The following is a 19,912-nucleotide window of genomic DNA, read 5'->3' on the forward strand; positions in this document are numbered from 1 at the left end:
ATTTGATTAAAAATCTATAACATCAAAATCATCAATAATATTTCTAACCGTTCTTGCGATAAAAAGCCCTATTATTTGAACATCTGGAATATGTTGCTTAATAACGGTTTTCATCGCCTTATAGTGACTACCAGCGGTTAAAACATCATCAAAAATAATTATAGTAGATCTAATATTATTGGCTAAAGAGCCATGGAATTCATAATTATTTGCTAATTCTTCACAAGATGGTCTATTTGAAGAATTATGTGATGCTATTAACGTTTCTCTTTGTGTTATTAGCTCTCTAAAGTCAACAGTGGAATTTATTTTTTTACATTCATCAAGGATGTTAATTAATCTATCATCATATTTGGGGTCTAATTTACATCTAGATGGTGGGACAGGTACAACTGTACATTTAAGTAAATAATCACGATATTCAGATAAAAAAGAAGCTATTTGTTTAATCGCTCTTTTCTTGTATTTATATTCAGGTTTATCTTTTTTTAAAACATCCTTTTTTAAATTAAGAATCAAATTGTTAGTATTACTGAAAGCAAATCCTTTTTCCGCTGTATACTCTCCAAAATAAAGACAGATATCATCTTCAGTTAAATGAAAATGATGACCAAGAGTAAGCTCATCTATCTTTTGTAATAGAAATGTCACAGATTATCCTTAATATCTTGGTAGTTCTTAACTCTAATTGCACCACGAGCTTCATATTTTGCAGGCCAAGATATTGTACTATTTTGGAAACAGCTATCCAGTATAAATAATTTTCTCTAATCCGTTGTTGTAACTCAATATTCTGTTTTGGATAAAAATGTGATAACGGCGTGCCAATAACTGCTATAGTATTCCCTCCAGCATCCAATGCTGTTCTATGAGCCTCAGTATCAACACCTTCAGCAAGACCGGAAACTATGGTAAAATTATCTTCTATAAGGCATTTAACAAGCTTTCTTGTTCTTTTCTTACCTTCTTCAGATACCCTACGAGAGCCAACAACTGCAACGTTGCGAGTATTTATTAGATCCCACCATCCCTGATAATAAAAAACTTCTATCGGATGTTTAGCATCCCTTAATTTCTCGGGATATTCATTAGCTCCATGTATTCTAATTCCAAAATGCTTAACCTGAAATCGGTCAAAAATATCTTTTAAGATCTCCTTAAATTCTTTTCTTACATTCTCAGTAACCATTCTTGATGGAATGGTATCAGGATATTTTCTAAATCTGTCTGCAATAGACCTGAATGTAGCTCCATTTTCAGACCACAAAGCTTCATAAGCTGCCATTTCTTCAAAAGGAGATATGACATGATCAAAAGAATCTAACGAACTGAAATTAAGCTGCATGTGTAACTGCTCTCCTTATGCAAAAATAATTAACTAAAAAATAATAAAAATATGTGGATTCTACAAGAAATAAATTGTTTTTAAGGTTATCAACCAAAAGCAGGTAAAATGCTGCTTAAATCCTGACTGTCCAGTACGATGACCTGATGGCCTAAGGCAAAAAGCCGTGCGTGTTCGCGTAATTGGTAAGGGGTGGGTTTTTCGCCCGGTGCTTTACATTCCACAAAAATAATCTTGCCATTGGGGAGTGCAACTAATCGGTCAGGTACGCCTCGTCGCCCGGGTGAAACAAATTTATAGGCAATGCCGCCGATTTTTCGCACCTCACGCACCAAATGTTTTTCAATGCTCTCTTCCCTGATTAACCGCATGGATACATCCTTTTAATATGTTCCCGTTTGATTTGCATCAGGCAAAAATCGCCGCGGTGTTCACTCCAGATACGATTATTGCGATTGCGCGCCAGTCGGTTTGCCTGTGACCATGCGCGCGCCGCTTCATGGTATTGGCCTGACTGTTCAAGGTGTACCGCATCCTGTGCTGCCTTGAAATAAAGTGGGCTGTCGTTTTTCATAAAGGCCATGATGTTTATTTTATCCTGTGTGTGTTATTTATTCCTTGCGATAACGATAAGTCTCAAACCCCGCTGCACTAAGCGGTAAATTAAAAGCCCAATCCGGATTAAGACTTAACAGCTTACTTAACCCCTCGGCGGAAAATTGAGGAGTATCCGGCGCTTCGCTGATAATTTCATCATGGACGGTTAAGACAATCGCATAACCCGCCTTTTCAATGCGTGGCATGCTATAGGCCAAGACATCGCGTGCGGCGGCCTGACAGATATTTTCAGTAATTTTACCGCCGTAGGTTTTTAACCGTTCCCATTTTCGGCTGTAGGGATTGGTGCCCATATAGCTAATTTGTCCATTCTCTATTCGCGCAGAAGGGTAGCAAAGACTACGACCTGATGGTAGACAAATTCTGAGCCAGCCTTTATCGCGACGAAGGCTAAGTTTACGGCACTTAAACACTATCCCCGGTGACTGAATGGCTTGTTTTACAGTGTCTTCAATGTCGTACCAGAATGATACGGTTTGTGGATGGGCATTGCGCCACATGCGCTTAAGGGAATCGCAGGTAACAAAGACTTTTTCGCTGAGGCCATAAGTCTTCTCCGTTTCAACGGATTTTTGATACCAGCGCATCGCCTCTCGCTTAACGTTAGGCGGTATGTTAGGTAATGCGGCTTCCGCCAGTTCATCTAAATCCAGACCGTAGGCGAGGGCAAATGTCAAAAATGCCGCAACCCCACCGCCATAGCCTAAGCCGAGTTCCATCACCTTACCGATTTGTCGTTGAGCTTTAGTGACGTTCTCAGGTAAAAGATTAAATGCGCGCGCATAGGCGAGTTTATAGAGGTCATCGCCTTTGCCGTTATCAAACTCGCTAAAAGCATTGACTTTCCAGTTTTCCCCTGCCAGCCATGCCAGCATGCGGCCTTCGATATTCGACAAATCCGAGATAACCAGTTTTTTACCGGGTGGCGCGATAATACACCCTCTAAGCGCAGAACTGGTCAGTTGCATAATGTCATCACAAATCAGCTCGGCGCAACCGGCTTTTAATGCGTCAATGCCGTTATCAATCGTCTTTTGGTCAAGCGTGGGTCTGGGGAGATTATCCGGCTGAAAAATACGTCCCGCCCATCGTTCGGTGCGTGAGGCACCACAAAATTGCTTGGTTCCTCGAAGTCGTCCATCTGCGCTTACCGATTTTAACAGCGCCTTATATTTACTGGTGCTGGTTGTACACGATTGCAAACGGACTGACAGCAGTTCGCGTAAAGCCGGTGGAATATCAGGGTCATTAACGCGGCGCTGTAGCGTGCTGGCTTGCATATCCGGTAACGTGATGCCAAATGCCGAAACGATATGCTGTAACAGTGCATCGCGTTGTGTTGCGTTTTGCACGGCATTATCTGTTAATTGCTGGGTGACGGTTGATAACCGTTTTTGCTCGTTTTCAACGGCAGTCAAGGCGCTTTTCGCCAGTTCAACATCCATGCACATCCCACGGCGATTAATCTTTTGGTCTAACTGCCATAATTGGGTTTCGTCCACACTCATATTCCAACCCGGTAAATGTTGATAAATCTCGCGCATGGCTAAAATATCAGAACCTGCGTATTGCTTAAAACGTTGCCATTCCTCTGCGTGAGTTAACGCCGTGGCGCGTTGTATTTTGCTATTTTTAGGACGCGGTTTGCAAAATAGCTGTATGAGCGCTTTACCTTCTTTATCTTTGGCGTTATCGCTATTGACGTTGAAGATATCGCAAAGCGAACCGAGCGCACCGGGTAAGCCATGTGTCAGTGCTTGTACTAATGTGTCGTGAACGCGGGATAACGGTAAGTCAATATTTAATACCTGTTTTAAAATTACCGTATCAAACATGCCGCCGTTGTGCCAGACAGTTAAAATTTCTGTGTCATTAAGATACGCTTTCAAATCTGTCGGCATCGTTTTATCTTGCGTCACATCCCAGACCTTTACGGGGTGATGATTGTAAGCATAAGCAAAAAGTAAAATTTCTGCATTTTCAGCATAGCGATGCGTGCCACAATTAATCGGAATATCGCTATAGGTTTCTAAATCGCAAAATAGTAAATTTTGCATAATCCATCCTTATCAGGCGGTTACGGAAAAACGCCCCATTTTAGGGTGATACCACTGACTGCCGCGTTTCTCAGCCTCAAGCATCATGTTATCCAACGCGTTTTTAAATGCCGCTTCATCAACCACTGACATTTGGGTAATTTGGCCGCCAGGCGCAACATGGGGCACTTTTTTGCAAGGCACCTTCCACGCCATGACTAATTGCCGACATTTGGCATCGCTTAAGCCGTACTTTGTTTTAAGATAGCTATAGCCCTGGAAACCGGCTGGGATAGTGCCTTGTTTGATTTGTTCGATTTCTTCTGAGACTTGCTCTACCTGATGCTCGATACTCTTTAACCGACGCTCCTGTGCAACGTTAGCTAACGCCATTGCTGCGATAATTTCATTGGCGCTTTGTGGTTTGCTTTGCTGCTCCAGTTTATCAATCAGTGAACGGCGAACGGCTTTCGATTCACGGGCGGCAACACGAAGCGCTTGCTTAAGCATCATTTCGATAATTTCAATATCAGCGCCGTTTTTTTGACCTACACTTTTTGTGTAGGTCTCTCCTTCAAGTTCATCTTTAACCTTTTCAATAAATTTGTTGTTTCTAATTGGTGGTTCGCCATGTTCTTTTCGTGTTTCGTTGACCATTAGCAGCAATTGTTGTGAATCGATGGTCTCGCTGGTGGAAAATGTGATATTTTGTGCGTTCATTAGATTTTGCATATAAAAATTCCTCAATAGTTAAATTGATGAAAAATTGCCCCTATAAAAAGGGGCGTTAAGATTAATTAGTGGCGTTCTAAGAAATGGGTCAATTCACCTTCATACCACTGATCGGTGCGTGCGGTGATTATCCCGATTTGTTGATGGTGGAATTGCTCAAAAAGCTGTTTTATTTCCGCTAAAACGGTATCGATATTCTCACGCTTACGTAAAAGTCGTTTGATAACCTGTTTTTCAGCGTCATTGATAATCTGGCGTAGTGACTCGGTGATATAGTAAATCCGTCTGCATTCGTCAGCCATTAACGGTATATGCTCTACCTGAAAACGCTCCGGTGATGGTGTGCCAGTGACTTCACGTAAAGCCAGCCACACCGCATTAGTCCATGAACGCTCAAACCGGAAGCCATTTGTCATACACCAAACTAAATGCGTTAGGTTACGTGTATCCGAATGAGTAAAACGCTCTACGGCTTTTGGTTGATATTTTGGGGTAAAGTTACTGGTTTGATTAATTGTTTGCTTATCGAGAATATCCAGCACCCATTTTCTGAATTCTTTTGCTACTGGCGTATTCGCAAACATAGCGATCAGGTGTGCGCCACGTAAGGAGAATATACGGGTCTTTTTGTGCTGTAACCCATTGATTTTACCGCTGACGGTCAAATTGACCGTCTGTGTCATACATGATGTAAATTCGTCTTTATTACGGTTAAATATTTTGGTAACAGAGTCAATTTGTTGATACTGCAAAGCTCTAGCAAGTTCAGTAGAAGTAAACCAAATTTGGTTTTTATGAGAAATAGTTTCAAGAGCAGTACTGCGGAAAATTAAAGTAGTCATAGTAATGATTTCCTTCTTAAATTAGGATAATCACCACCAAAGAGTTTGCAGGCTCTTAATATGGCGGTGAACTGAACAGGGCTGCAAAAACCGGCTAAGAAGGATCCCGGCGAGCCTTTCGGCTCCCCCATCCAGTCCACCATTGATTCTTGATATGGCAGACTGACGCATAAAAAAACACGCTGTTGGCGTGCTATGCGCCTTCTTAGTTACGGCAGGTTTGCAGACCTGGCACCTGATTTATCAGATGCAAATAAACTATAGCGCATGATTTCTTCTTTCGTCAATGGTTATTGTTAGGTTATACTTACCCAAAAGGAGGATTCCCTATGGGTCAAGTTGCATTTGATACATTACAAGCATCAGAAGAACTTCAAACCGCTGGACTTACTAGTCAGCAAGCTAAGGCTATTTCGCTTGTTGTACGCAAATCACATGAGGTTGCTGATGTAGCGACAAAGCGCGATTTAGAAGACGTACGTAAAGATTTAACTACTCAAATCTCTGATGTCAGAAAAGAAATCGCTGATGTACGTAAAGATTTATCTGCTGAAATCGCTGATGTACGTAAAGATTTATCTGCTGAAATCGCTGATGTTCGTAAAGACTTATCGGCTGAAATAACTAATGTCCGCAAAAATATGGAAATCACCCGTAAAGACTTACAACTTGAGATGTCAGGTATTCGTGCTGAACAAAAGTTAATGCGCTGGATGTTAGGCGCGGGTATTTTAGGTATCCTCTCTCTGGTGGTAAAAGCCTTTTTGATGCCTGCACTATAATTACTATCATGAGTTATTAGCTCAGTGGGTAGAGCAGTGGACTCTTAATCCATCGGTCGCAGGTTCGAACCCTGCATAGCCCCCAACTTACCGATGCATTTTTGCCAGTCGTTTATTCTCTTTTCTCAGGTATTGATTTTCTTCTGCCAGTAGTTGAATCATATTGATTAATGTCTTGGTTTCCTCATCGGCATAAACGGGTTGCGCTAAGTTAAGTAAATAACGGCCGTTGTTACTGGGGTTAGTGAGCGTAAGGACTTCAGTCATATTATCTAATTTCATTTTTAAGCCTCCTTGAGTTATTTACACTTTACATATCAAATTTCCCGTAAGCTAAATAGAGTAAAAACTACTCATATTTTTAATCGATGCCTGATTATTTAGCCACTTCAGGCCGCAGTGGTTTCTCTGGTGTTTTAAAAGGCGATATCGTCTTCTTCCTCAGCCATGCTCAGGTCGTCAAACTCGTCAACGGAGGCCACGCTTCCACCGCTAAAGGCATCGCCATCCCGGAAAAACTGAACCCCTCTTAAGGAGGCTGAAACCCCTTTACCATTATTGTCATAGGCATAAAATTCAATGGTGGCGTTAACGTAACAGCCAGAGTAGGGACGACCGTCCTGTGCGGTGAGTGGTGTACGATTTACGTCAATGACTAACGGACGATCTTTATTACTGGCGGTGATGTACATATTTCCGGCATAGCCATCGTATTCTTTATTGTCGCCATCGCGGAAGCAAAAACGGTTGTTGGAGTGGCAGATGCTGTTATAAATTTTTTCTACCTCTTTGGCTCCCCATTTTTCCTTAATGACCGCCTTAATCCCCGTTTTGATTTCTTCAATCAGGTCAGTACGGCTTTTGGCGATAAGGAAATTGGCACGGTATTTGAACGCTCCTTGACCACTGACTTGCGTAGGTTCAAATAATTCAGGAAAAGCCAGACGTACGTTGTTTAATTTAATTTTCATCACGTTACCTTTTAATTAGATGGATTTATCAGCGAGTGCCGCTTCGGTCACATCGTCAAAGTCGTTTAAGGGATTAATAACAAGGGCAGGGCGAGGGTCAGATTCCGGTGCGATAACGGGTTTCCCGTCTGCTCGCTCAATAAGTGCTTCCAGTTTTGCCCAGCGACTCGGTTTGTCTTTTTTAAGTAGTTTCTCAGCCTGTGGCGGACTAATAATTTTCTTGTGGTAGATTTGTTCCTGTTTAAGTTTGGCGGCTTTTAACAGCGTTTCGGCTTCACGTTCATCACACCAGGTGCGATTACCCTGTTTGCCGGTAACCAGTTTAAAGCCCGGTACCGATTGCCCCGTATGTAATGCCTCAGCGACCCGATTTCGCAGGGCTTTACAAAAACTCTCTATCAAATCGATATGCGGGTAGAGTGTTGCCATTTGCCCAGGGGTTAGTAACGTAATACGTTTCGGCGCATCGCTTAATTGTGGTGCGAGCGGTTGGGTCAAATCGACAAAATCGCCTTTGACTTCATTATGGACAAATTGCGCCTGGGCAAAACACAATCCGCCTTTTGCTTTGCAGAACTGGCATTGCCTGATGCCCGGTGAAAAGGCACTATCCGGTAGCGCATCAAGCCCGTTGCGCTCGGCAAGGGTTACCATCTCCATGGCTTTTTGCGCCCTCAATCTGGCTAAGTCCCCAAAGTCTTTTAAGTCCTCAACCGATAGCGCCCATTCGGACAGATGGTTAAGTCTGGGCTGATGAATAAAAAGACGAACCGTGTTAAAATCATAAATAAGGTCAAACTGATGTAACGCCCCTAGCGCATAGAGCATAAGTTGCGCATTTTGCCTGGCATCGACTTTAACGCCTTTACCGTATTTCAGGTCATGGATTTGTAACTCATCCTCGCTGACAATAATCGCATCGGCGGTACCAAACGAATTCTCTACGTCAATGACGGCTGAAAAGTCAACTCGCTCCTCAACCTGTAAGATTTTCCCGTCCGCAAGCCTCCAGACGGTATCGATATAGGTCTGGACGTGCTCAATCATCTCCTCATCCACTTGTGGCGAGTTGGCTTTTAACAATGGATACGTGCCGATATAGTCTTTCGCATCAAATCCAGATGTTCGTCTACGCCCGTCACTAAACGGGTTTTGGCGCATTGTTAAGATACTTTCCGCTAACGCATGCGCCGCGCTTCCTTCTTCCGCAAACGGCGATGTTTTATCGGGTAAGGTGGCCTCGACTGCGAGACTAGCTGCGCATCTCATCCACCTATGCGCTGAGGAGGGAGAAAGTTTTGCATGTTCAGCCATCGCTACCCTCGGCATTATCATCGGCTAAAACGCGTTGGGCTTTCTCGATAAACTGAACCAGATTGTCATCGGTTACGTCACCCATCTTTTTAGCGTTGAATGAGGCGAGGATATCCAGCGCTTCATTGCGATATCCGCCTTTGACCAGTTGAGTAATGCAGGCCGAAGCCTCACTGCGAAGTGCCTTAAAATCAATCGGTTTGACTTCTGCTGGGGTAGGCAATTCACGCAGTAATGACAAGGCAAATTCGCGACGATCGGTAATGCCAAAGAGATTATCCCAGTTAGCCAGTATTTTTAGGCATACGTCGAAGGTTTTGGCTTTAGGAAGAAATGTCACTTTAGGTAACCCGTTTAAGGCGCAATAAAGTGCATCAATTTGCCCGGTAACGCTATCTGCTTTTTCGGACGCAAAAGTCGCTTTGGCTTTAGCAACTTGCGTATTGTCAGGTTTAAGCGCTTTATCCCCAAACAAGACAGACAGGGCGACCACGTGACGCAAATCAAGTGATTCAATATCCACCGGTTCGGGCTTAGGCGCTACTTCAGGCGCTTCAATAATCGGCTCAATTGGTTTAACGGCTTTAGCAGGTTTCGTTTCGGTCTTTGGGGCTTGAACCTTTTTCTCGGCGACAACGGGGGCTGGTTTGTCTTCGGCTTTAGTGTGTGCTTTGACAACAGGCTCAGGTTCAATCGCTTCTTGAGGTTCAAAGGTAACCGATGGCGCAACAGGTTGTGGCTTAACATCCGGTGTGAAGGGTTTCGGCTTTTTCACCCCTGTCGGTTCATTTGGGTCACTGGGGTCATTTTCAGTATGTCCGACCAACTGACTGATTAACATTTTATGGGCTTCGGCCAGTTGATTGTGCGCCATGATCATTTGCGTGTGGTTTTCTGCCAGTCTTGCCAGCAGGGGGCTATTTGCGGTAAGCATTTTGCGTCGACCTCAACGATATACAGTGACAGGGAATTGGTGATTGCTATTACGTTTTAACGCTTCTAATTTTTGTAAATAGCGTAAACGCCGGACGTTGTTGTTCATCGGAAATCGCTCCGATGACAGGATTTTTGCTTTTTGCATGGTGGTTTTTCCGATGGAATGGGCTAGATAGGGTATGCCTGATTATTTTGCCACTTCAGGCCGCAGTGGTTCCTCTTGTACCCCTACAGAGAGAAATCGGCTAAAATAATTTCACCCTTACAGAGTGAGAGAGTTTTATGTCAGAAGATAAAAACATTATTACTAAAATAACTGAGGTGTTAACAAATACGACTTCATCTGTTGGTCAGGCTTTTAGTGCTGGACGGGCTATTCTCAGTATGAAAATCGATTATGAAGTCAAATCAAAAACGATAGATTTATTAAATAAATTAGGTGCGGTATCCCAACAACAAATACTACTTCAAGAACTTTTGATGATGGCAAAGAATCGCATCATTGAGCTTGAAAAAGAGGTTAATAACAAAGAGCAATGGTTGATTGAAAAATCTAATTATGAACTTTATAACCCTAAACCGGGTACGGTAGTCTACCGTAGCAAAATACCTGAAAGTGCTGAGCAAAAACCTCACTATCTTTGTATTCATTGCTATGAGTCTGGCGTGAAATCGATACTTCAATATGCTGTCATTAAACCAGGTGATACTTCTCTTCACGATGCGCTTTTCCATTGTCATAGATGCAATGCCTATTATGATTTCCCTTATGAGTATGTTAGGGATTACAAGTGATCAACTATTTTATTGAGTTGCCTGATATTTCTGGCGCGTCAGGCTCGCCCCCTTTGTGGTTTACGACAACACACAAAACAGGTATATCAATAATGAGTGACTAGCCTGGTTGACGATTGGGAAGCCTGGTTACCGTATACATCATGAATTGGCAAACCCAAAATTCTTATTGTTTTTACCAGGATCTTTACTAGCTCTTTTTTCTAGCTCTTCTGTTTCAAGTGCAATAAAACCGTCTCTGATAGCCGATGCAAGTGCTTTCGCCCTGACATTATCGATAGCGCGATTTGAATCCATTTCTGCCTGTAATGCATACAGTAGCGCTTCGCTGGCTTTCTCTTGAGATTTTTCACTCAATTCTTCAAATTTCATCATTTCTCCTTGTATCTTGAAAACGGTTTAAAATAGTTACGATTAGATTTGGCAAGGTGCATGCAGCCCGATTCCTCCTAGGGTTTTAAGCCCGTTAATTAGCGACCGGCGCATACACTGAGCCACTCATCTGAAACCCGAACAGTTGTCCGTACTCCATAACGCATTTGCAAGGATGGGTAATCATGAGTCAGCTAAATCCACTTTGTGTGGGTATTGATGTTTCTAAAGCAACGCTGGACATAGCAGCCAGCTGTGATATTGCACAGTTTACGGTCAGTAATGACTCTGACGGTTTTGATGCCATTATCGCCGAATTGAGAAAGCATTCGGTGGTGTTGGTTCTGATGGAGGCAACTGGCGGGCTTGAAGCTACTGTGGCCTGCTCGCTCCAGGCTGAAGGCTTTGACGTCACTGTGGTCAATCCCAGACAATCCCGAGACTTTGCCCGCGCTATGGGCTATCTGGCAAAAACTGACCGTATTGATGCCAAAGTGCTTGCACAAATGGCAGAGGTTATTAATCGACATCCGGAGCGAGAGCGCTTTATCCGGACTCTGCCAAATGCAGAACGTCAGGTTCTTGCTGCGATGGTCGTACGCAGACGCCAGTTGATTACAATGTTGGTGGCAGAACGTAATAGGCTGTATACCGCACATCCACAGAATAGAAAAAGCATCAACATCATCATCAAGGCGCTGGAAGATGAACTTGCCAGAATCGATGAGGATATGAACAACCACATAAGGAACCACTTTAAGGATCTGGCCGCTAGGCTGAGCAGCATTAAAGGGGTTGGTACCATGACAGTTGCTGCGTTGTTGGCGGAGCTTCCCGAACTGGGCAGCCTCTCGAGGCGCGCTATTAGCGCGCTTGTAGGCGTTGCCCCCATAAACCGGGACTCGGGTACCATGCGTGGTCGGCGAACCATATTTGGCGGAAGGGACGGAGTCCGAACAGCACTTTATATGGCCGCGCTTGTAGCAACTCGCTTTAATCCGGTGATAAAAGCCTTTTACATGCGTCTGCTTGCAGCGGGAAAAGCCAAAAAAGTGGCGCTGGTCGCCTGTATGCGCAAGCTGCTGACTATCCTGAACGCGATGCTCAGAAAGAACGAAGAATGGAATGAGTCGTACCATCACGTTTCTCCATAATTTTAACGTTCAAGACAGTTGCTAAATACCAATCGGTTTTGGCGGTGTGTGCCGGAGGTATCCGGATTATATCTACAGCCATATTGGTAGTGCCCTGGTGTTGGTTTTTAACTTAATGGCTGTATTTTGGTTATTCACACACCCCAAAACCGACTGTTTGGCGCATCATCTTTCTTGCTCTGACGCTACAGGGAAATATTTATCCAAGAATGTTTGTAGTAAAGCGAGGAGTTTTTCAGCCTTGGCTTCCCATCTACCAATAAAAAAACTCAAATCAGTATTTTGAACTACACCAAGATAAAAAACGATTGGGAGAGCAAGAATTATAAATAAAAACCTAATCGAAATATTGATATATCTGAGCATTTTGTTCACCGTAAAAAGGGCTAAAGCGCGGTGCTTGTTAACGTAATTTATTCATTGCCTGCTTTTAACCACGTCAGGCGAGGTGGTATCCTTATGGTTCGATTAACTTATAAGGAAAAAGTAATGTCCAATAAAAATGAAAAATTTGTATGCTATAAATACGATGCTCGCGCTTTAGCGGTCGAATACCTTAGACGTTGTGATAAAAAATTTACCCCTGAAGAATATCTTATTGAAGTTCTTAAACTAGAAGATGTTTATCAAAAAATTATTGAGGATGCTGGCAGCAAGAAGTCTTTAGCTATTTGGAAGAAGCTAGGCCAGAAAGATTAAAAACCATTCCAACTACTATCGCCTCGGCGGTAGTTTTTGCAGCATTAATAACGTCTTCTTTTTCTGCACCGTTTTTCACTAAATGTGTCACAACGTCTAAAACAGCTTGCTCCACCGTATCCATACAGTGATGAACAATTTCTTTATCAATTTCTTTCCCGTCAATAATCACGGTTTTCCTACTTAACTGTTCGTTATCCATGTTTGACCTCTTAATTTAATGTAATTTAGCGTTTAACTGTCGTCACTCACCATAGGCCACTTCGCAAAATGACCTATAATTAGTGTTTTTTGCGTTTGTACAGTCCATTATGGCTGCCTGTCCCTTGACATTGCTGTTTTGCAAAGAGCGGATCGCACTCAATGCAACGTGCATCACTGCACTCATACAGACATAACGCGCTGTACATTCCGACTTTCTAAATTGTTAAAGAGCGGGTGTTCATATTTCTTACATAATATTAGCTATGCTGATTTACTTGTCAATAGCAAAGCTAATATATTTGAGTGAAATAATGCTAATGGGGTAGTTAAAATTTTTTTTTATTTAAAGAGGGGGTAATAAAAAAAGTCGAAATAAACCGACTTAATAATTAAATTTGTAAGCCTAAAAAATTATGTGTCAACTTACTTTCAATCCTTTCGCCTTAGCAATTTCCTCAAATAAACGGTCATAATACCGTTTTTTTTCTTGAAGGGATTCATGAAGTGAAGTTTGTTCACTTTCAGGTAATTGATTTATAAGCTTCAATAAAGCCAATTCCCTGTTAGTGATTGAAATTTCTGGTTGTTGAGTAGGTGTGTTTGTGTCTGTTTCCCTGACATATTTGAGAAGTGATGATAGCTCAGGTTTTATAGCCTCAGGTGAAACATGAAGGATCTTAGCGAATTTAATTATTGTATCTGTGTTTAAAGGAACTTTTCCGTTTAAATACTGGCTAACAGCGCCCTGAGTGTTAAAGCCAAGCTCTTCCGCCGCTTTTTCTTGAGTTAGAGAAAGCGCTTCTTTCTTTTCGTTCCATAGTTTTTTTAAACGCGCCGCAGCTTGTTTATCTTCAGGAGTTATTCGTCTCATATATATACCTTATTTGCGTTACTAATATTTTTCAAATAGTAACGCTATTGACTAAGGTTATCAGCAATACTAATATTATTGGATTTTAAAAGGAGGCAATATGACACTCAATGAATATCTTCTGCATAAGAAAATTAGTCAAACATCGTTTGCTACAATTGTTGGCGTATCACAAGGTTTTATCAGTCAAGTTATAGCGGGCAAATATAAACCTAAAGGGTGTAAAGCCATTGAATGGTCACGAGCTACTGAATGGCTCGTAACGCCACACGAATTAAACAGTGACGATTACCCTAATGTAACGGATGGGCTTCCAAAAACTAATTCATAAAACCTTTAAAGGCCAAATAACCCATGCAAATCAATTATTCTGTCGGGCGTAGTGTGAGTGACCAGCGCCCGAGTCCTGCTGTTGTTGGCTCTTTTGCCGAGCTTGATCACATAAAAACATGGGGTGCGTTGCCTGATGAATGGGCGCACTTCGATTTAGTCCTTGGTTATACCGATAGGTTATTACCTGTGGTTTGTAATGCTGAGGCTGCTATTTCGCCTTCCAGTAAAATGAAAACGCTAGGCAAAACGCCCTCTATCTATAATTCTCAGCGACAGGTTATTGGTATAACCGAATGGACTCGCAAATCTTCCACAGGGGCAGATATCGAAAAATGGATGATGGAGCCTGATTACGGTATCTGTGTCAAAACAGGCTCCGGCATAGTAGCACTGGATTGTGATAGCGACGATGCGGATGTGCAATCCCGTATCCAGTCCTTTATGTTACAGTCCTTTGGGCAAATCCCACCACGCCGTTATAGAGATAACAGTAACAAATGCCTTTACCTCATCGCAGTAGAAGGTGAGTATTCTAAACGTGTACATCGTTTAAAAAACGATTTGGGGATTATTGAGCTGCTCGCTAAAGGGCAACAGTTTGTTGCCATGGGGGTGCATCCTACTGGTGCGAGGCTTCGATGGGATAATGATTTACCTTCTGAGCCTTTCATGATCACTGAAAAACAATTGAATGATTTCTGGAAGGGCTTAGCGGATGAATTAGCTATTGTGTCGTCGTCCGAGTCTAATCGCGTAGGTAAAGTACGAGACCGTTCGATCGCAACGCCTAATGCAACTGATGAAGTCGCTGAGTTCTTGGATAGTCAAGGGCTAACATTAGACTATGGTCGTAATGGTGAACGCTATATCACTTGCCCTTTTGAAATCGGACATAGCACGGATAGTGGAGTCACCAGTACAGCGTATTTCCCTAAAAATACAGCTGGTTTTGAAGTAGGGCATTTCAAATGTCTGCATGCCAGTTGTGCACACCGAAGCGATGGCGATTTCTTGCACGCTATTGGGTTTGGTAAAGATGATTTTGACGATCTGTCGGATAATAAGACTGAAGAGGGTTTTACCGATATCAATAAGGATATGACAAGCCACTTCCTTGAACGTTTTATTTATGTAGTCAAAGGTGATCAGGTGTGTGATTTATCACGCCCCCCTTATAATTGTGTCATTGAGATGAAATCATTTAAAAATCTGATGGCACCTTATCAAATACCTTCAATAAGTAAAAAAGGTCAACCAATCCCAGCAGCGAAATGTTGGATAGCGCATCCTAAAAAACAAGTAGCTGAAAGTATTGGATACCAACCAGGCGAAGGGCGTTTAATTAAACGACATGATGGGCGCTTTGATATCAATGAGTTTTATCTCCCTGAACATGGGAAGGTTTCTAATTTTGATAAGTCAGATAACGTATTTCGTAAACACATGGAGTATCTTCTGCCTAAAAAAGAGCAAAGGGACTTTTTCATTGCGCGCTTAGCCTGGATAGTTCAACGCCCGGATCGTCGATGCCCCATCACTATGCTTCATATATCTATGTTACACGGAACGGGCAGAGGATGGGTGATTCAACTGATGGAAAAAATTCTAGGCTCCTGGAATTGTACAAGGGCGAAAATGGATGTTATTTGTAAAAATCAATACCATGACTATTTACACCATTCTCTACTATGTACCGTTGATGAAGTAAGAGAAAACACGGATAAGCGGTATTCAATTAGCGATCAACTACGTGACATTCTTACCGAGCCTAGATTTGAAGTTAATAATAAATATGGAAAGAAAATAACTGAAGACATTTTTACTAGCTTTCTGTTTTTATCAAACCATATAGATGCCATTATTATCCCTGAAGAAGATAGACGTATTGCAGTCTTTGGAGGGCCTGATCACTTACAAGATGTCAAGTATTATGAAACCCTTTATCGTCATTTACAAGACGCTAATTTTATATCACAGGTATTTTGGTACTTAAAATCCATTGATTTGAATCAATTCAATTGGCAAAGAGCGCCTGATACTGAAGAGCGTCAGATCATGATAGAAAGTAGCCGTTCAGATGTTGCCAAAACCTTGCACGATTTGATTGATGCGCCTATTTCACCCGTTATGAGCTATCAGCAGATAGTTAATTTTATTATTAGTGATATGGGTTCAGCAGTGGAGATCAACGCTAAACAAATTACGGCGATTTTAAGAACAAAAGGGTTGACGCAATGTGAAAAAATAAAATTCAAAGGTGAAACTGTTCGTCCTTGGGTACTTGTTAAAAAAAGAAAGTTAACAAACGAAGAAGTACGTATAGCGTTAGAAAAATGCGAAGAACTACAAGAAAAGGTGGCAGGTGGCACTTAATTTCAAAACTTTTTCATTTTAAGAGCAATAAAAGGTGGCACATGGTGGCAGATAAAAAGGTAACTGCCACCTTAAAAAAAACAATAAAATCAATGGGTAAAATACTAAAGGTGGCAGGTGGCACTTGTTTTAAGTTATTACGTGCGAGATAGTGTAATATTTTGTTACATAATATACGTATTTTATATATATATGTTTAAAGTATCTGCCACCTCCCACCTTTTTTGTAAAGATGTAGATACGGTAAGGCTTAGTGAGGGTGGCAGATAGGTATTTTAAGTGCCACCCAGTGCCACCTCCACGTTTTCACACTTCTAACGGAGCGACAAAGATCATGAGCAGAGACATCGAGAAAATACTACTCCACTGGGGCGGGTGGTGTGCGGGTAATCCGTATGCCGCGGTAAGTTGGTTGCCGGTGGCATCGGGCTTTGATCGCTTCATGCCGTTTACCGGGGCAAATCGTTTATCATGCAGTGATGCAGATGGGTTAGTGATTGATGTGTGCGTCAGTCGCCTTAACACGGTGGGGATGGCGAGAGAGCTGAATTACATCGAGGATTATTATATCCGTGGGATATCCAAGCGTGCTATCGCGCGAAAGTTTGCGGTACGAGAGGATGAGGTGCGAAAAAGAATGCAAATTGCGGAAGGCTTTATTTTGGGATGCTTAGAAACCCTTGATATTCAATTAGATATCGATGTGTTGTACAAATATCATACAAACAGTTATCAAACACTGGTGCGGCCGCAAAAGGTATGCTAAAGTGCCCATGATGAATTTTTGCGTCCAGCCGAAATGTACGCTGATAAATAAAACCTCGATTAAGTATTTTTTGCTCACCTCGCTTTTGCGAGGTTTTCTTTTTTGTGGGGTGGGGATGAACAAACTTCCAAGTGATTATTTCCTTGATGTGGATGATGACCTATTGGCATTTCTTGAAAAACAAGGTGAGGAGTGCGCTAAAGAAATTTACAAGTCGAATACGGTTAATATTGAAAACGCGTATAAATTGCTAAACATTTTGATAGTAGGCATTGGCTCCGCTTTCTTGCTCTTAACGCAAAAGCCAATTTTTGCGTATTTAACGATGGGTTTAGCTACCTTCCTGATGTGTTGGGTGCTCTGTGCAGGGTATCTGGTCTTGTTCTGCTTACGACCAAATATTAGAGGTGCTGTGTTTACTTCGCCAAACAGATTGTATACGCAACCTTACAAAGCCATTTGTGATACCGATTATAAAAATTTAGAAATCAAAGGGTTCAAAGCGCAAAGAAAACCCTTAACGCTCATACGGCGTTACCGGCTAATTGATTTATGTGCTACCGCGGATGAATTGATTGATATTAACATCAAAATTAGAAAACATTTAAATAGAGTGAGGATCGCAACAATCCTCACTCCAATATTATCAATGACAATATCTGCAATTACTTATTACTTTTTTTGATATTTTTCGCTGAATCCCCGACAACCATACGTTTTGTTGTGAAGTCTTTAGCACCTTGTTCTGGCGTGGTTTTTCCGGCGTTAGAAGATTGGGTGTTGTTTTCACTTGGTGATTGTTTTTGGTCAGACATAATTTTCCTTATTTTGACATTGGTTTATTTGACGATTTAACAATATCAAATACGGATATGTGCCGCCAGTCGCTTAACTGGCTTTATTTCGCTTTGGCATTTACGCCACCGCAATACTGACAAATCTAATAATCGAAACGAGTAAGGCGGTTGGCTCCCCTGTTTAATCCAAGCAATGGAACCCTCAACAAGGAGGGTATATGCGCATGCCTGAAAAATACTCAACCCCAACGGCCTATCTCTGGGGTATTATGACGACCATTTTAGGTTTTTTTACCCTTGAGCAGTGGGTGGCTATTGTCGGTATTGTCTGCACGATAGGGACATTTTTAATCAACGTGTACTACCGCAAAAAGGAGTACAAACTCAAGGAGCGTCAGTATGAAAATACCGAAAAAAATAGTGATGGCAACGGGCGGTAGTGCGTTGTTTTTGGCCTCAAGCATAATAACGCATTTTGAAGGGTTGAGACTTAAGCCCTATTTCGATGGGGGTGGTGTGCTTTCCGTCTGTTACGGGCACACAGGCAACGAGATTGAGCCTAACCGGACGTACACGCAAGAAGAGTGTGATAAGTGGCTTAATGACGATTTAAACGCGGTTAAGCGTTACGTTGACCCGTTGATTAAGGTCAGTATCAATACGCTCACTCAGGCAGCCCTTTACTCATTTGCCTACAACGTGGGCGTAGGAAATTTCGCTAAATCGACGTTACTCAAAAAGCTCAACGCTGATGACCGAAAGGGAGCATGTGATGAGATGAAACGATGGGTTTATGTGAAAGGCGAAGTCTGGAAAGGACTAATGACCCGTCGAGAAATAGAGAGCGTAATATGTTATGGCGACCTTACGCATTTGTCGTAGTGATTATTGCAGGATTAATCTTATGGGCATCTTGGTTGTTGACATCCTTAAACGAAGTCAGGGCATTAAATAAAAAACTCACTGTTGACCTCAATAAACAGGTAGCCATCACGACTAATGCTTTTCAGTCAATAAGGGTAATCAATGATATTGCACGAATTAATAGTGAAACCCGTCAGCGTAAAGCGGTTGACTCTGAAGCAACACAAGCAGCAATTAAAACGCATGTCGCCAATCGGAATTGTGCCAATCGCATTATCCCTAATGGTGCTGTTGTCGAGTTGCAGCAGCACACAAATCGAATACGTTCAGATTCCTCACATTCCGATACCCTCTCACCTACTCGCTGACTGCTTGCCGCCAGCGATTGCGGGTATGATGACATGGCGTGATAGCCTGATACTCAATGAGCAGTTACTGACAGTGATTGAACAGTGTAATCTTGACAAACAGGCAATAAAGCGAATTGAAGAGCAGAGAAATGATAGTTGAGAACGATAAGCAGACAGAATATTTACAGCAGTACATCAAAACACAGTGTCAATAAATCAGTAAACGTGTTTTCGATTGAAATTAACCAGAATAAATTATATTAACTTAGTAGGAGGGGTAACCAATGGCGGCATTATCTCCAGAGGTTAAGGCCTTCATCGTGCAGTCGTTAGCCTGTTTCGATAGCCCAACTCAGGTGCTCAAACAGGTGAAACTGGAATTTGGATTAACGCTCACCGTACAACAGGTCTCTTCCTATGACCCCACAAAAGCGATTGGAAAAAGCCTTGGTCAAAAATGGGTTGATCTCTTTCACTTCACGCGAGAGCGATTCAAAAAAGAGATTAGTGATATTCCTATTGCCAATAAAGCGTATCGACTGCGTGTGTTAAACCGTATGGCGATTCGAACAGAGTCGATGGATAATTTTTTACTCACGGCGCAAATGATAGAGCAAGCAGCTAAAGAATGTGGTGACGCGTATACCAATAAACAGAAAATAGAACATTCAGGAACTTCACATAATCAGGTTGAATTAATCACGCATGAGATGACCCCCGAACAGGCGGCAGAAGCCTATAAAAAATTGATGGGGTAA

30 protein-coding genes and 1 tRNA gene are annotated in these 19,912 nt (G+C 42.1%); 15 read left to right on the plus strand and 16 right to left on the minus strand.

Annotated features, from left to right (window positions below):
* Positions 1–6: 6 nt before the first annotated feature.
* The 7 genes from AACL31_RS05650 to AACL31_RS05680 form a co-directional block, all read right to left on the minus strand.
* Positions 7–651 (minus strand): hypothetical protein, encoded by a 645-nt coding sequence (locus tag AACL31_RS05650; protein WP_310513634.1) that lies wholly within the window; start codon positions 649–651, stop codon positions 7–9.
* The gene (locus AACL31_RS05655) at positions 623–1,345 is read right to left on the minus strand and encodes a DNA-processing protein DprA (protein ID WP_339053815.1); all 723 of its coding nucleotides are present in this window, start codon (positions 1,343–1,345) and stop codon (positions 623–625) included. Before AACL31_RS05655 ends, AACL31_RS05650 begins: the two co-directional genes overlap by 29 nt.
* 89 nt (positions 1,346–1,434) lie before the next feature.
* Positions 1,435–1,716, minus strand: coding sequence for a VRR-NUC domain-containing protein (locus AACL31_RS05660; RefSeq protein ID WP_310513574.1), 282 nt, complete (start codon positions 1,714–1,716; stop codon positions 1,435–1,437).
* Entirely contained in the window at positions 1,707–1,928 is a 222-nt protein-coding gene (locus AACL31_RS05665; protein ID WP_310513200.1) for an ANR family transcriptional regulator, read from the minus strand. Before AACL31_RS05665 ends, AACL31_RS05660 begins: the two co-directional genes overlap by 10 nt.
* Before the next feature lie 28 nt (positions 1,929–1,956).
* The gene (locus tag AACL31_RS05670; protein WP_339053816.1) at positions 1,957–4,020 is read right to left on the minus strand and encodes a DNA polymerase; all 2,064 of its coding nucleotides are present in this window, start codon (positions 4,018–4,020) and stop codon (positions 1,957–1,959) included.
* A 12-nt stretch (positions 4,021–4,032) separates the two neighbouring features.
* Positions 4,033–4,731 carry a hypothetical protein gene (locus AACL31_RS05675; RefSeq protein ID WP_339053817.1) on the minus strand — a complete coding sequence of 233 codons (699 nt, stop codon included), beginning with the start codon at positions 4,729–4,731 and terminating at the stop codon, positions 4,033–4,035.
* 65 nt (positions 4,732–4,796) lie between these two features.
* Positions 4,797–5,573 (minus strand): BRO-N domain-containing protein, encoded by a 777-nt coding sequence (locus AACL31_RS05680; protein WP_339053683.1) that lies wholly within the window; start codon positions 5,571–5,573, stop codon positions 4,797–4,799.
* 329 nt (positions 5,574–5,902) lie between these two features.
* Between AACL31_RS05680 and AACL31_RS05685 the strand changes: the two genes are divergently transcribed.
* Together AACL31_RS05685 and AACL31_RS05690 are read left to right on the plus strand one after the other, a co-directional pair.
* Positions 5,903–6,355, plus strand: coding sequence for a DUF1664 domain-containing protein (locus AACL31_RS05685; RefSeq protein WP_339053818.1), 453 nt, complete (start codon positions 5,903–5,905; stop codon positions 6,353–6,355).
* 10 nt (positions 6,356–6,365) lie between these two features.
* Positions 6,366–6,438 (plus strand) — tRNA-Lys (locus AACL31_RS05690).
* A 4-nt stretch (positions 6,439–6,442) separates the two neighbouring features.
* On the opposite strand, the gene AACL31_RS05695 is transcribed toward AACL31_RS05690, so the two are convergent.
* From AACL31_RS05695 to AACL31_RS05715, 5 genes are all read right to left on the minus strand, one after another.
* Positions 6,443–6,637, minus strand: coding sequence for a hypothetical protein (locus AACL31_RS05695; protein ID WP_310513699.1), 195 nt, complete (start codon positions 6,635–6,637; stop codon positions 6,443–6,445).
* A gap of 134 nt (positions 6,638–6,771) precedes the next feature.
* On the minus strand, positions 6,772–7,326 hold the full coding sequence (locus AACL31_RS05700) for a DUF2815 family protein (RefSeq protein ID WP_310513679.1): 555 nt from the start codon (positions 7,324–7,326) through the stop codon (positions 6,772–6,774).
* 15 nt (positions 7,327–7,341) lie between these two features.
* Positions 7,342–8,661, minus strand: a complete 1,320-nt coding sequence (locus AACL31_RS05705) for a DUF2800 domain-containing protein (RefSeq protein ID WP_409013971.1) — start codon at positions 8,659–8,661, stop codon at positions 7,342–7,344.
* Positions 8,633–9,574, minus strand: a complete 942-nt coding sequence (locus AACL31_RS05710; RefSeq protein ID WP_339053819.1) for a hypothetical protein — start codon at positions 9,572–9,574, stop codon at positions 8,633–8,635. The genes AACL31_RS05705 and AACL31_RS05710 overlap by 29 nt, the downstream gene beginning before the upstream one ends.
* Positions 9,575–9,586: 12 nt before the next feature.
* Positions 9,587–9,721, minus strand: a complete 135-nt coding sequence (locus AACL31_RS05715; protein ID WP_339053341.1) for a hypothetical protein — start codon at positions 9,719–9,721, stop codon at positions 9,587–9,589.
* 137 nt (positions 9,722–9,858) lie between these two features.
* Here AACL31_RS05715 and AACL31_RS05720 point away from each other — a divergent pair, with 137 nt between their 5' ends.
* On the plus strand, positions 9,859–10,371 hold the full coding sequence (locus AACL31_RS05720; protein ID WP_339053458.1) for a hypothetical protein: 513 nt from the start codon (positions 9,859–9,861) through the stop codon (positions 10,369–10,371).
* Positions 10,372–10,512: 141 nt separating this feature from the next.
* Here the strand turns inward: AACL31_RS05720 and AACL31_RS05725 are convergent, their stop codons facing one another.
* Complete coding sequence (locus tag AACL31_RS05725; protein WP_310513607.1) at positions 10,513–10,746, minus strand: hypothetical protein; 234 nt, start codon at positions 10,744–10,746, stop codon at positions 10,513–10,515.
* A gap of 182 nt (positions 10,747–10,928) precedes the next feature.
* On the opposite strand from AACL31_RS05725, the gene AACL31_RS05730 reads away from it, so the two are divergent.
* Both AACL31_RS05730 and AACL31_RS05735 read left to right on the plus strand, forming a co-directional pair.
* A complete protein-coding gene (locus AACL31_RS05730) occupies positions 10,929–11,897 on the plus strand; it encodes an IS110 family transposase (RefSeq protein ID WP_339053820.1) in 969 nt (322 codons plus the stop codon).
* A 459-nt stretch (positions 11,898–12,356) separates the two neighbouring features.
* Positions 12,357–12,596 carry a hypothetical protein gene (locus AACL31_RS05735; protein ID WP_310513645.1) on the plus strand — a complete coding sequence of 80 codons (240 nt, stop codon included), beginning with the start codon at positions 12,357–12,359 and terminating at the stop codon, positions 12,594–12,596.
* Here the strand turns inward: AACL31_RS05735 and AACL31_RS05740 are convergent.
* Positions 12,565–12,798, minus strand: coding sequence for a hypothetical protein (locus tag AACL31_RS05740; protein WP_310513069.1), 234 nt, complete (start codon positions 12,796–12,798; stop codon positions 12,565–12,567). The two genes, AACL31_RS05735 and AACL31_RS05740, sit on opposite strands and share 32 nt — an antisense overlap.
* 420 nt (positions 12,799–13,218) lie before the next feature.
* Entirely contained in the window at positions 13,219–13,671 is a 453-nt protein-coding gene (locus AACL31_RS05745) for a helix-turn-helix domain-containing protein (RefSeq protein ID WP_310513155.1), read from the minus strand.
* A gap of 100 nt (positions 13,672–13,771) precedes the next feature.
* Between AACL31_RS05745 and AACL31_RS05750 the strand changes: the two genes are divergently transcribed.
* From AACL31_RS05750 to AACL31_RS05765, 4 genes are all read left to right on the plus strand, one after another.
* A complete protein-coding gene (locus AACL31_RS05750; RefSeq protein WP_026824195.1) occupies positions 13,772–14,002 on the plus strand; it encodes a helix-turn-helix domain-containing protein in 231 nt (76 codons plus the stop codon).
* Between the two features lie 23 nt (positions 14,003–14,025).
* Positions 14,026–16,377, plus strand: coding sequence for a DUF5906 domain-containing protein (locus AACL31_RS05755; protein ID WP_339053821.1), 2,352 nt, complete (start codon positions 14,026–14,028; stop codon positions 16,375–16,377).
* 334 nt (positions 16,378–16,711) lie between these two features.
* The gene (locus tag AACL31_RS05760; protein ID WP_310513603.1) at positions 16,712–17,143 is read left to right on the plus strand and encodes an antiterminator Q family protein; all 432 of its coding nucleotides are present in this window, start codon (positions 16,712–16,714) and stop codon (positions 17,141–17,143) included.
* A 115-nt stretch (positions 17,144–17,258) separates the two neighbouring features.
* Complete coding sequence (locus AACL31_RS05765; RefSeq protein WP_339053350.1) at positions 17,259–17,828, plus strand: hypothetical protein; 570 nt, start codon at positions 17,259–17,261, stop codon at positions 17,826–17,828.
* On the opposite strand, the gene AACL31_RS05770 is transcribed toward AACL31_RS05765, so the two are convergent.
* Positions 17,809–17,958, minus strand: coding sequence for a hypothetical protein (locus AACL31_RS05770; protein WP_339053351.1), 150 nt, complete (start codon positions 17,956–17,958; stop codon positions 17,809–17,811). The genes AACL31_RS05765 and AACL31_RS05770 overlap by 20 nt on opposite strands.
* Before the next feature lie 200 nt (positions 17,959–18,158).
* Between AACL31_RS05770 and AACL31_RS05775 the strand changes: the two genes are divergently transcribed.
* The 6 genes from AACL31_RS05775 to AACL31_RS05790 all read left to right on the plus strand — a co-directional run bounded on the left by AACL31_RS05775 (position 18,159) and on the right by AACL31_RS05790 (position 19,912).
* Positions 18,159–18,380: a phage holin family protein gene (locus tag AACL31_RS05775; protein WP_339053352.1), complete on the plus strand. Its 222-nt coding sequence runs from the start codon at positions 18,159–18,161 to the stop codon at positions 18,378–18,380.
* The gene (locus tag AACL31_RS05780) at positions 18,340–18,822 is read left to right on the plus strand and encodes a lysozyme (RefSeq protein WP_339053353.1); all 483 of its coding nucleotides are present in this window, start codon (positions 18,340–18,342) and stop codon (positions 18,820–18,822) included. Before AACL31_RS05775 ends, AACL31_RS05780 begins: the two co-directional genes overlap by 41 nt.
* The gene (locus tag AACL31_RS05785; RefSeq protein WP_339053822.1) at positions 18,792–19,172 is read left to right on the plus strand and encodes a hypothetical protein; all 381 of its coding nucleotides are present in this window, start codon (positions 18,792–18,794) and stop codon (positions 19,170–19,172) included. The genes AACL31_RS05780 and AACL31_RS05785 overlap by 31 nt, the downstream gene beginning before the upstream one ends.
* Positions 19,087–19,314 (plus strand): Rz1-like lysis system protein LysC, encoded by a 228-nt coding sequence (gene lysC / locus AACL31_RS20940; RefSeq protein WP_422389257.1) that lies wholly within the window; start codon positions 19,087–19,089, stop codon positions 19,312–19,314. Before AACL31_RS05785 ends, lysC begins: the two co-directional genes overlap by 86 nt.
* Positions 19,304–19,369 (plus strand): hypothetical protein, encoded by a 66-nt coding sequence (locus AACL31_RS20945; RefSeq protein ID WP_422389280.1) that lies wholly within the window; start codon positions 19,304–19,306, stop codon positions 19,367–19,369. Before lysC ends, AACL31_RS20945 begins: the two co-directional genes overlap by 11 nt.
* A 69-nt stretch (positions 19,370–19,438) precedes the next feature.
* Positions 19,439–19,912 (plus strand): DUF2280 domain-containing protein, encoded by a 474-nt coding sequence (locus AACL31_RS05790; protein WP_310513533.1) that lies wholly within the window; start codon positions 19,439–19,441, stop codon positions 19,910–19,912.

Origin of the sequence: Arsenophonus endosymbiont of Crataerina pallida (assembly GCF_964020125.1) — a bacterium.
In the GTDB taxonomy this organism is placed as follows: Bacteria; Pseudomonadota; Gammaproteobacteria; order Enterobacterales; family Enterobacteriaceae; genus Arsenophonus; species Arsenophonus nilaparvatae.